We start from the raw sequence: 10,601 nt of genomic DNA, 5'->3' as shown, positions 1-10,601 counted from the left end.
AGCAAGCCCGCTCCCACAATTTGACTGCATTACTGCCGTTGAAATGCGGCCCTGTGTAGGAGTGAGCCTGCTCGCGAAGGCGGTGTGTCAGTCACCATTCATTCTGAATGTACCGACGCTTTCGCGAGCAAGCCCGCTCCCACAATTTGACTGCATTACTGCCGTTGAAATGCGGCCCTGTGTAGGAGTGAGCCTGCTCGCGATAGCGGTGTGTCAGACACCCTCGATGTTGTAATTGCTGACGCTTTCGCGAGCAGGCTCACTCCTACCGGGGGCGGTGTTTATTCAGCGGGTTTCGCTCGGCGGGCGCGGAAGAACTCGGTCAACACCGCGCCACATTCTTCAGCCAATACCCCGCCCTCATACAGCACCCGGTGATTCAAAAAGCCCTGGGTAAAAAACTGACCCTGACTCTGCACAATCCCGGCCTTCGGCTCCAGCGCGCCATACACCACCCGCGCCACCCGCGAATGCACGATCAGTCCGGCGCACATGCTGCACGGTTCCAGCGTCACATACAGGGTGCTGCCCGGCAGGCGATAGTTATCCACTGCCTGCGCGGCGGCGCGGATCGCGACCATTTCGGCGTGGGCACTCGGGTCGCTGGTGCTGATCGGGCAGTTAAAACCGCGACCAATGATGGCGCCGTCCTGCACCAGCACCGCGCCCACGGGCACTTCGCCAAGCGCAGCGCCCTGTTCGGCGAGGATCAGGGCTTCGCGCATGAAGTCGCGGTCGCGGCTGCGGTCGATGATCGCCGCCGGGCGAATCTGGCGCATCACTTCACCTCGATCGCGGCCATCAGGCCGGTTTCCATGTGGTCGATGACATGGCAGTGGAACATCCATACCCCCGGGTTATCCGCCACCAGCGCCACTTGCGCGCGCTCGTTCTTGCCCAGCAGATAGGTGTCGGTGAAGTACGGAACGACCTTGTGCCGGTTCGACGCAATCACCTTGAAGCTCATGCCGTGCAGGTGGATCGGGTGCTGGTACTGCGTCATGTTCTTCAGTTCGAAAATGTAACTCTGGCCGAGCTTGAGGCTGGCGATCGGTCGATCGGCGCAGGTCTTGTCGGTGATGTCCCAGGCCTTGCCGTTGATCTGCCACAGACTCGGCGGCTTGCCGTTTTCGGTGTTCACCGACACCGAGCCGACCCATTCGAAATTGAAGTTGAGTTTCTCCGCATTGGCCAGATCCGGCTCGGCCACCGGGTTGGCCGGCAGGGCTTTCGGCCAGTCAGTCGGCGCATCGGTGTTGGTGACTGAACGCAGCGTGCCCAGACGCACTGGGCCGTTGCGCAGCGACAGTTCTTCACCGGCCGCCGGTGCCTTGATCGCCAGACAAATACGCATGCCGGGGCCGAGCCAGTATTCCTTACCCAGCGGGCGCGGCTCGACCGGGTTGCCGTCCAGCGCGTAGATCTTCGCTTCGACGCCGGGAATGTTGATGCGGTAGGTCAGTGTGTTATCAAGATTGAGCAAACGCACCCGAGTGATCTGCCCGGCCGGCAGATCGATCACCGGCAACGGCACGCCATTGATTGTCGACAGACGCCCGGCGGTACCGCCACGGGCCGCTTCGCGCGGGATGCTGAATTCTACGAACTGACCTTGCTCATCGACGTGCCAGTTCTTCAGGCTCAGGGTCTTCTCGTACTTGAAACCGGTCGGCTCGCGCTCCTCGATGATCAGCGGCCCGACCAGGCCACGGCCGAGTTCCTCGCTGCTGCTGACGTGCGGGTGATACCAGTAGCTGCCGGCATCCGGCACGCGAAACTTGTAATCGAAATACTCGCCCGGCAGCACCGGCAGTTGCGAGACGTAGGGCACGCCGTCCATTTCCAGCGGCAGGCGGATGCCGTGCCAGTGAATCGTCGTCGCCACCGGCAGGTGATTGATGAAACGCACCCGCAGCCATTCGCCCTGACGTACGCGCAGCTCGGTGCCCGGCGCCGACGGACCGAACGCCCAGGCTTGGGTCTTGTGGCCCGGCACCAGCTCCACATCCAGCGGCGCGGCAATCAGCTCATAGTCGTGACCGGCCTCGGCGTCGGCCATTTTGCCCAGCCAGTACCGCGATGCGCCCCCCGCGCCAACGCCAACGACAACAAGACCGGCCAGGCCACCGAGGATTTGGCGACGGGTAAAGGACATGAACTCAACTACCTCACGTATCAGCGACAGGCCCCGGGGGGCCCGTAAAAGGCGAATACGATACACCCGCAGTTGAGAAACAGTAAGGGCGACCTGGGGCCGCACGCCTGCTTTGGCCTATTCCCGCAGGCCGGTAATCAGGTGCAAAACGCCGCCCGCAAGCGCCATGACCCCGGCGACACCGGCAAGGCTCAATGCCTCACGATCAACGCAGGCGACGTCTGCCAGCTCCACCCGTACCCGCGTCAGCGCCACCGCCTGCTGCGACTTGAGGTTATCCACACCGCCCAATGCCGCGACGATTTCAGCACTCAAGCCGACGACCGGCTCGGTCGGCGTTTTCGGCTCGTCTGCTACCAGATCCGGCGTCAGCGCTTTCCAGAATGCCTGCTGCAACTTATCGAACATCATCAGTTCTCCAGAATCGGTGTGGTGTCGGCAATCGCTTCGCTGTGCAGGCGCAATGCCTCACGCACCTGCTCGGCACTTTCCAGGTCGAGCACCTGCCGAGCGATGGTTTGACACTCGGGCAGATTCAGCTCGCGCACGGTTGATTTGATCGCAGGAATCAACGGCACGCTCACCGACAGTTCATCTACGCCCAAGCCCAACAGCAGCGGCACCGCCAGACGCTCGGAAGCCATGGCGCCGCAGACCCCGACCCATTTGCCGTGGGCATGTGCCGCTTGCACGGTCGTGGCAATCAGGCGCAGCACCGCTGGATGGTAGCTGTCCGCCTGACTGGCCAGGCGCGGATGATCGCGATCCATGGCCAGGGTGTATTGCGTCAGATCGTTGGTGCCGATGGAGAAAAAATCGACATGGGGGGCAAACCGATCGGCCATCAGCGCCGCCGCTGGCACTTCGATCATGACCCCCAGCTTCGGCATTTCAGCCAGGCCCAGCGCCTGTGCTTCTTGCTCGAGCATCTGCCGCGCCAGCCACAACTCCGATAGCTGCGTGACCATCGGCAGCATGATGTGCAAGCGCGTCAGCTGACTGCAAACCAGCACCGCACGCAATTGTTCACGCAACAGTTGCGGGCGCTCCAGGCACAGACGTATGCCGCGCAAGCCGAGGAAGGGATTGGTCTCTGCGTCCATCGGCACATAGGCCAATGGTTTGTCGCCGCCGACGTCGAGGGTGCGCACCACTAGATTGTGCGACGGACCGACGCTGCGAGCGATGGCACTGTAGGTGGACACTTGCTCGTCATGGCTGGGCGCCTGATGGCGGTCCAGGTAGAGAAACTCCGAACGCAACAGCCCGACGCCGCCCGCGCCGAGGTCCATGGCCTGGGCGGTTTCGCTCAGTGACGCCACGTTGGCGGTCACCTCGATGTGCTGCCCGTCGCGGGTGCACGCGGCGAGCGTTGCCTGCGCCAGTTCATGCTGATGGCGTTGGCGTTGCCGTTCATGCCGGGCGCGCAACTGATCAATGGACTCCGCGTTCGGGTTGAGCTGCAACTCGCCCTTGTCTGCGTCCAGCAGCACCTGGGTGCCGTCGGCCAGTGCGAGCATCTGCACCGGCATCGCGCAAATTGCCGGCAAGCCACAGGCCCGCGCAAGAATCGCCACGTGGCTGGTGGCACCGCCGCCGACCGTGGCAAATCCTAGCACTTTATCTGTGTTCAGCCCGGCGGTCTGTGACGGGGTCAATTGATCGGCAATCAGGATGGCGTCGTCCGGCAACACCAGCGTCTGTTCGCGCACACCCAGAAGCAATTTCAAGACTCGCTGGCCGACGTCGACCAGATCCGCCGCCCGCTCGGCCAACAAAGCACTGCCCAGCGACCGGAACATCGCCGCTGTCGCTTCGGTGCTGGTGTTCCAGGCAAACGCCGCGCTTTTGCCCTCATCGATCAGGGCCTGGGCTTGATCCAGAAGGCTGGGGTCCGCCAATAACTCCTGATGCGCCTTGAAGATTTCGGCCTGCGCTTCACCACTGGCCGTGTCGCACAGGTGCTGCAAAGCCATGTCGGCCTCCACCAGGGCATCGGTCAGCGCCGCCCGTTCAACGGTGGGCTCGGCACCGAACTCGTTGACGGTGAGCGTCGGCTCCACGATCTGCACCACCTGCCCCAACGCCGAACCGGGCGAAGCACACACCCCACGCAGCACGTTGGGCAGTTCCGGCTCGCTGGTTGCGACCGGCACCGGCACGTTTTCGCCGCAGCCTTCGGCCAGCAGCCGGGTCAGCGTGTCGAGGGCGGCTTCGGCATCCTCCCCCTGCGCGCTCACCTGCACGCTGTCGCCGGGGCCAGTCTGCAACGCCATGATCGCCACCAGCGACTTGGCATTGGCTTGCGCCTGCAACCGGTGCAGATGGATCGTTGCCGTAAAGCGCTTGGCCGCCTGGGCGAACACCGCCGCTGGTCGCGCATGCAGTCCATTGGGGTTGGGCAGGCTGATCGGTGGGGAGAACAGCGCCTCACCTTTTGGCATGTCCGGCGTCACGCTGGCCGTTCCGGCGCTGCCGACACTCAGCACTGGCTGGCCGCTTTGCACTAGCCTTTTCGTCCCGACCAGCGAAGTAAACGGTTCACCACTGACCACCAGCATCAGGGTCAGCAGACTGCGTGCATGCAGGGCAATGTAATCGGCATCGAAGTCGATCAGCGCCTGCCCGGCCTCGACCCGCTGGCCCGCTTCGACGCGCGGAGTGAAACCCGCGCCGGCGAGGTTCACCGTGTCCAGGCCGATGTGCATCAGCACCTGCACACCTTCATCACTGGTCACGGTAACGGCGTGCCCGCTGGCCTGTATGTCGCTCACCACGCCGGCCAGCGGCGCACACAGCGTCGACGAGGTCGGATCGATGCACAGCCCATCGCCGATCACCCGACCGGCGAACACCGGATCGGGCACCTGATCCAGCGCCATCAGAACGCCGGACAACGGCGCCAGCAGTTGCAATTGTTGGGGTACGGCCATGACATCACCTGCTTGTTCGTTCTTTGAAGGGCCGACGGCGCGCGAAACACCGTCGGCATCGCTCACTTCCACCAGTATTCGACCTGCAAGCCGACGTTGGAGCCGTGCCGTGCGCGACCGAAGGCACCGGTGTCGGACAACGCCGAGCCTTTGGCCAGTTGGTTGGCCGCACGCTTGGCGGCTTCGTTCCAGCTCGCATAGGTGTAATACAGCCGCACCTCGGGGCGGGCCCAGAATTCCGGGCCTTTGGGTGACCAGGTCGGGGCGAACGTGAACTTGCTCAGTTTGCGCGTGCCTCCCGGCGCGTCGACCTGATCATGGCCCAGTTCGCTCACCAGTTTGAACTGCTCGGTCAGCGCATAAGTCGGGCGCACGCCCAGAGAAATCCAGTTCTGGTCGGCACCGTCCGCACGAATGTCTTTCTGATACACCGCTGCGACCTGTCCGCCGAAACGCGGTGTCAACTGCCAGTCGAAGAACTCAACGATGCGGTAACTCTTGTTGCGATCGTCGAGCATCACGTCGCCGGTGTAGCCCAGCCCGGTGCCGGGGCCTTCACCGTATTGCAAAGCCAGTTTGTTCTTGCCGCCGAGAAAGTCCTGCTGCACATGTTGCGTGGTAATGGCCCAGCCGCGGTGCGCATCGCGGCGGTCGGGCTTGTCGATGTAACTCAGGCCGAACTCCAGTTCGCCGCCCGGGTTGCTGTTGAAACCGCCAACGTTGAAGTCATGCCGGTTGATGTAATCCTTCTGATAAAGATTGTCCTTGCGCGAGAAGGCGTAACTGTATTTCAGGCCGTCGATCAGCACGTCTTCGATACCGCCGCCGGTAGCGCTCTGGTTCCAGTAGTAGAAGTCAGAAATATGGATGTCGTTACGTTTGTAGTAGCGCCGCCCGGCCCACAGCGAGCCGCCGTTGAGCGCGGGCATGGCCGACCATTGCGCGTAAGCCTGCGGTAAGCGAATCGAGCCGTTGTCCTCCTTGAACGTCAGGCTGCGGTCGTAGCGGTTATACAGCGACGCCATGCCGTCGACGCTTAACACCGAGCCATCGTCGAGGGTGTACAGGTCCTGGCGCAGCTCGAGTTCGCCGTACTGCTCGCATTCATTGCCCAAGCGGTATTTGGTTTGCGCACCGGCTAGCTGGAAACACGATTGGCCGCTGCTGTTGAGCGACGTACCGACCCCGCTGCGCAAGTAGCCGCCGAACTCCAGTGCGTGCGAAGAAGTGGGTATTGCCAGACAAAAACCGGCAACGACCAGGCTGTGATTTATTGTTGTTTTCATATGCCACCCGTTGTTTTTATTGTGTGGTTGCAGGAATTCGGCGCGCAAAAGTCACCCGCGCAGTGTTCTGCGTGTTTTTAAAAAGATTGTTTTTTCAGTTATCGATCAGGGATCGGTCAGGTGCACCACGAACGATTCATAAGGTCGCAAGCGCAGATGTCGCGTGCGCAGCGGACAGTCCGGGTAGTTGCTGATCAACAGTCGCTGCGCCTGCGTTTCGTCGATCACCGGCGGTAACTCGACGTCACACGGGCCGCCATTAAAGTTGTTCACCACCAACAGGCGTTCGCCCTCCCCCTCGCGCAGGTATGCCCAGATTTGTGGATGCTCGGGCAGCAACTGGCGATAGACGCCGTCGCAGATCAGCGCTTCGCTGCGGCGCAAGGCGATCAGCCGTCGATAGTGATGCAGTACCGAGTCCGGGTCGTGCAGCTGATGCGCGACGTTGATCTGCGCGGCATTGGCCGGCACGCCGATCCACGGTTCGCCGCGACTGAAACCGGCATTGTGGCCGGCGTGCCAGTGCATCGGCGTACGCCCGTTGTCGCGGGACTTCTGCATGATCGCCGCCATGTTGTCGAGGTCGCTGATGCCGGCTTCGCGCTTGAGACGAAAGATATTCAGGGTCTCGACGTCGCGGTACTGCTCGATGCTCTCGAACCCCGGATTGGTCATGCCCAGCTCTTCGCCCTGATACACAAACGGCGTGCCCTGCAAAAAGTGCAACGCGGTGCCAAGCATCTTTGCCGAGAGCTCGCGGTACTCGCCGTCATGGCCAAATCGCGAGACCACCCGCGGCTGATCGTGGTTACACCAGAACAACGCATTCCAGCCGCCACCGGCCTGCATGCCAGTTTGCCAGTCCGAGAGGATCTGCTTGAGCTGAAGGAAATCGAAGTCAGCGCGGACCCACTTTTGCAAGTTGGGGTAATCGACCTTCAAATGATGAAAATTGAAAGTCATCGACAGCTCTTTCGATTGCGGGTTCGAGTAGCGGATACAGTGCTCGAGACGCGTGGAGGACATCTCGCCGACGTTGATCAGGTCATGACCTTCGAAGACCTCGCGGTGCATCTGCTGAAGATAGGCATGCACATTCGGCCCGTCGGTGTAGAAACGCCGACCGTCGCTGTCGTCCTCGGGGAAGTCGGCAGGTTTGGAGATCAGGTTGATCACATCCAGACGAAAGCCGCCGACGCCCTTGTCGCGCCAGAAGCGCATCATCTTGAACACTTCGTCCCTGACCTTCGGGTTGTCCCAATTGAGGTCAGCCTGGGTGTGGTCGAACAGGTGCAGATAATATTGCCCGGTCTGCGCTTCGTACTCCCAGGCCGAACCGCCGAACTTGGATTCCCAGTTGTTCGGCTGATCGCGCCAGATATAGAAGTCACGGTAAGGGTTATCGAGGCTGCTGCGCGCCTGCTGAAACCAGACGTGCTCGATCGAAGTGTGGTTGACCACGATATCGAGCATCAGCTTGATGCCGCGCTTGCCCGCTTCGGCAATCAGCAATTCACAATCGGCCATGCTGCCGTAGCTCGGATCGACGGCGTAGTAGTCGCTGATGTCATAACCGTTGTCCCGTTGCGGCGAACGCAAAAACGGCGTGATCCACAAGTAATCGACTCCCAGCCATTGCAGGTAATCGAGCTTGGCGACGATGCCGAGCAGATCGCCGGTCGCGTTGCCGGCGTGGCTGTGGAAGCTTTTCGGGTAGATCTGGTAGATCACCGAACGTTGCCAGTCTTGCATGACGCAATTCCTTGGTTGGATTTCAGGCGACCCGGTAGCCCGGCCGGACAATCTTCATGCTCAGCACGCAGGTCAGGGCAAACGGAACCAGCATGGCGATCAGCATCCCGATGACAAACATCGGAATGAACTGCGGAATGATCGAGATAAATCCGGGCAGGCCGCCGACGCCGATGGCCGAGGCCTGGATCTTGTTCAGCGACAGGAACATGCAGCCCAGCGCCGAGCCGGCCAGCGCGGCGTAGAACGGAAACTTGTAGCGCAGATTGACGCCGAACATCGCCGGCTCGGTAATGCCGAAATAGGCGGAAATCGCCGAGGTCGACGCCATGCTTTTATCCCGCGCGTTGCGCGTCATCCAGAACACCGCCAGCGCGGCACTGCCCTGGGCGAGGTTGGACATGACGATCATCGGCCAGATGAAGGTGCCGCCTTGGGTCGAGATCAATTGCAGATCGACCGCGAGGAACATGTGGTGCATGCCGGTGATCACCAGCGGCGCATACAGGAGGCCGAAAATCGCCCCGCCTACCAGTGGTGCCAGATCGAACAGCATCACCAGCCCTTCAGTGATGAAGATACCGATATGCCGGGTTACCGGGCCGATGATCGCCAGCGCCAGCACGCCGGTAACAACGATGGTAGTGATCGGCACCACCAGCAATTGCACCGCATTGGGCACTCGCGCCCGCAGCCATTTTTCGATCACGCTCATCACGTAGGCCGCCAGCAGGATCGGCAGAATCTGCCCCTGATAACCGACCTTTTCCACCTGGAACAGGCCGAGGATGTCGAAGTACGGCAGTTGTTGCCCGTCCAGACCGGCGACAGCCTTGCCATAGTTCCAGGCGTTGAGCAAGTCCGGGTGCACCAGCATCAGGCCGAGGACGATGCCGAGGATTTCGCTGCCGCCGAAACGCTTGGCCGCCGACCAGCCCACCAGCGCCGGCAGAAACACGAACGAGGTGTTGGCCATCAGATTGATCAGGCTCCACAGCCCGTCGAGATTCGGGTAGGCATCGAGCAGGGTTTGCCCCTCGATGAACATGCCCTTGGCGCCGAGCAGGTTGTTGATGCCCATCAACAGGCCGGCGATGATCAGCGCCGGCAGGATCGGCATGAACACGTCGGAGAACACCCGCACCAGACGCTGCATGGCGTTTATCTTCTCGGCGCTTTTCTGTTTAACGTCCGCGATGGTCGAAGCGGCCAGACCGGTCTGTTTACGCAATTCGGCGTAGACCTTTTCCACTTCCCCCGGCCCGATCACTACCTGATACAGCCCGCCGGTGAAGAACGAGCCCTTGACCAGATCGATCACGTTGAGCGCGGCAGCGTTGACCAGCGCGGGGTTCTTCAGCGCCAGGCGCAACCGCGTCACGCAATGCGCAGCCTGTTCGAGGTTGTCGCTGCCACCGAGGCTTTTCAGCAGTTCCCGGGCAATGTTGGGGTAGTCGTGGCTCATGCTCGTTCTTCCGTCGTGGATTGTTGTTATTGGCAGCACGCAGAAGCGAAAAATACTCGTCTGTACGAGTTTATGCAACAACTCGTCTGTACGAGTTTGTGTTTGCCGATAAACATCGGATCAGCGACGATTTTTCCTACTTTGACCTAAGATGATTTCCGTCATTCACATGGACAAACCCCTACCCTGCCCTTAAGGTTCGACGTTTGAGTAGTGCCAGCACAGAGCCCACCCAATGAGCAAATACAACCAGATCTACAGCGATTTGCTTGCCAGCATCACCACTGAACGCCTGGAACGCGGCGCACGGCTGCCTTCGGAAACCGAACTGATGGGCACTTATCAGGCCAGCCGTGGCACCGTGCGCAAAGCCATCGAGTTGCTGCAGGAACGCGGTTTCGCCCAGAAAATTCACGGCAAAGGCGCGTTCGTGCTGTCGACCCATCCGATCGAATTCCAGCTCGGCGGCATCGTCAGCTTCCAGGAGACCTACCCGCGCCTGGGCAACGATGTCAGCACCGAAGTGGTCGAGATGTGCCAGGTTCCGCTGGACGGTGCGCTGCTCGAACACATCCATGCCGAACCCGGCAGCCCGATCACCCGAATCAAGCGCGTGCGGCGCATCGATGGCAAACGGGTCATCCTCGACATCAACCACTTCGTCAGCGCCGTGATTCCCGACCTGACTGCAGACATCGCCGAACACTCGATCTACGCCCACATCGAACAAACCCTGCAACTGCACATCGCCTACGCCCAGCGCACCATCGAAGCGGTGCCGTGCAGCAAGGACGACCAGCAGCATCTGGACCTCGACGGGCAGAGCCATGTCATCGTGGTCAGCAACCAGACGTTTCTGCAGGACGGTCGGCAATTCGAGTACACCGAATCGCGGCATACGCTGGATAAATTTTATTTTTCGGATGTGGCGCGGCGCTGACCCCCGCACATTTCGACCGGCCATCTGCGGTACATAGTTAATGCACCCTCGGTGGGTGAATCGGACATGC

The 10,601-nt window shown here is 61.1% G+C and carries 8 protein-coding genes; 1 reads left to right on the top strand and 7 read right to left on the bottom strand.

The features are described 5' to 3' along the window. Positions 1-281: 281 nt before the first annotated feature. The 7 genes from tadA to treP all read right to left on the bottom strand — a co-directional run bounded on the left by tadA (position 282) and on the right by treP (position 9,591). The gene (gene tadA / locus HU765_RS09520) at positions 282-779 is read right to left on the bottom strand and encodes a tRNA adenosine(34) deaminase TadA (RefSeq protein WP_186549148.1); all 498 of its coding nucleotides are present in this window, start codon (positions 777-779) and stop codon (positions 282-284) included. After that, positions 779-2,155 carry a multicopper oxidase family protein gene (locus tag HU765_RS09515; protein WP_186619892.1) on the bottom strand — a complete coding sequence of 459 codons (1,377 nt, stop codon included), beginning with the start codon at positions 2,153-2,155 and terminating at the stop codon, positions 779-781. Before HU765_RS09515 ends, tadA begins: the two co-directional genes overlap by 1 nt. A 117-nt stretch (positions 2,156-2,272) precedes the next feature. Further along, complete coding sequence (locus HU765_RS09510) at positions 2,273-2,563, bottom strand: PTS transporter subunit EIIB (protein WP_186619890.1); 291 nt, start codon at positions 2,561-2,563, stop codon at positions 2,273-2,275. A 2-nt stretch (positions 2,564-2,565) separates the two neighbouring features. Further along, positions 2,566-5,088, bottom strand: a complete 2,523-nt coding sequence (gene ptsP, locus HU765_RS09505; protein WP_186619888.1) for a phosphoenolpyruvate--protein phosphotransferase — start codon at positions 5,086-5,088, stop codon at positions 2,566-2,568. A gap of 62 nt (positions 5,089-5,150) precedes the next feature. Next, on the bottom strand, positions 5,151-6,374 hold the full coding sequence (locus HU765_RS09500) for a carbohydrate porin (protein WP_186619887.1): 1,224 nt from the start codon (positions 6,372-6,374) through the stop codon (positions 5,151-5,153). Between the two features lie 105 nt (positions 6,375-6,479). Further along, entirely contained in the window at positions 6,480-8,126 is a 1,647-nt protein-coding gene (treC, locus tag HU765_RS09495; protein WP_186619886.1) for an alpha,alpha-phosphotrehalase, read from the bottom strand. 22 nt (positions 8,127-8,148) lie between these two features. Then, entirely contained in the window at positions 8,149-9,591 is a 1,443-nt protein-coding gene (gene treP / locus HU765_RS09490) for a PTS system trehalose-specific EIIBC component (protein WP_186619885.1), read from the bottom strand. 235 nt (positions 9,592-9,826) lie between these two features. On the opposite strand from treP, the gene treR reads away from it, so the two are divergent. Continuing rightward, a complete protein-coding gene (gene treR, locus HU765_RS09485; protein ID WP_186619882.1) occupies positions 9,827-10,531 on the top strand; it encodes a trehalose operon repressor in 705 nt (234 codons plus the stop codon). Positions 10,532-10,601: the final 70 nt, after the last annotated feature.

Source organism: Pseudomonas sp. SWRI81, from assembly GCF_014268545.1.
GTDB lineage: Bacteria > Pseudomonadota > Gammaproteobacteria > Pseudomonadales > Pseudomonadaceae > Aquipseudomonas > Aquipseudomonas hamedanensis.
This window is presented reverse-complemented; position numbering and strand designations above follow the sequence as displayed.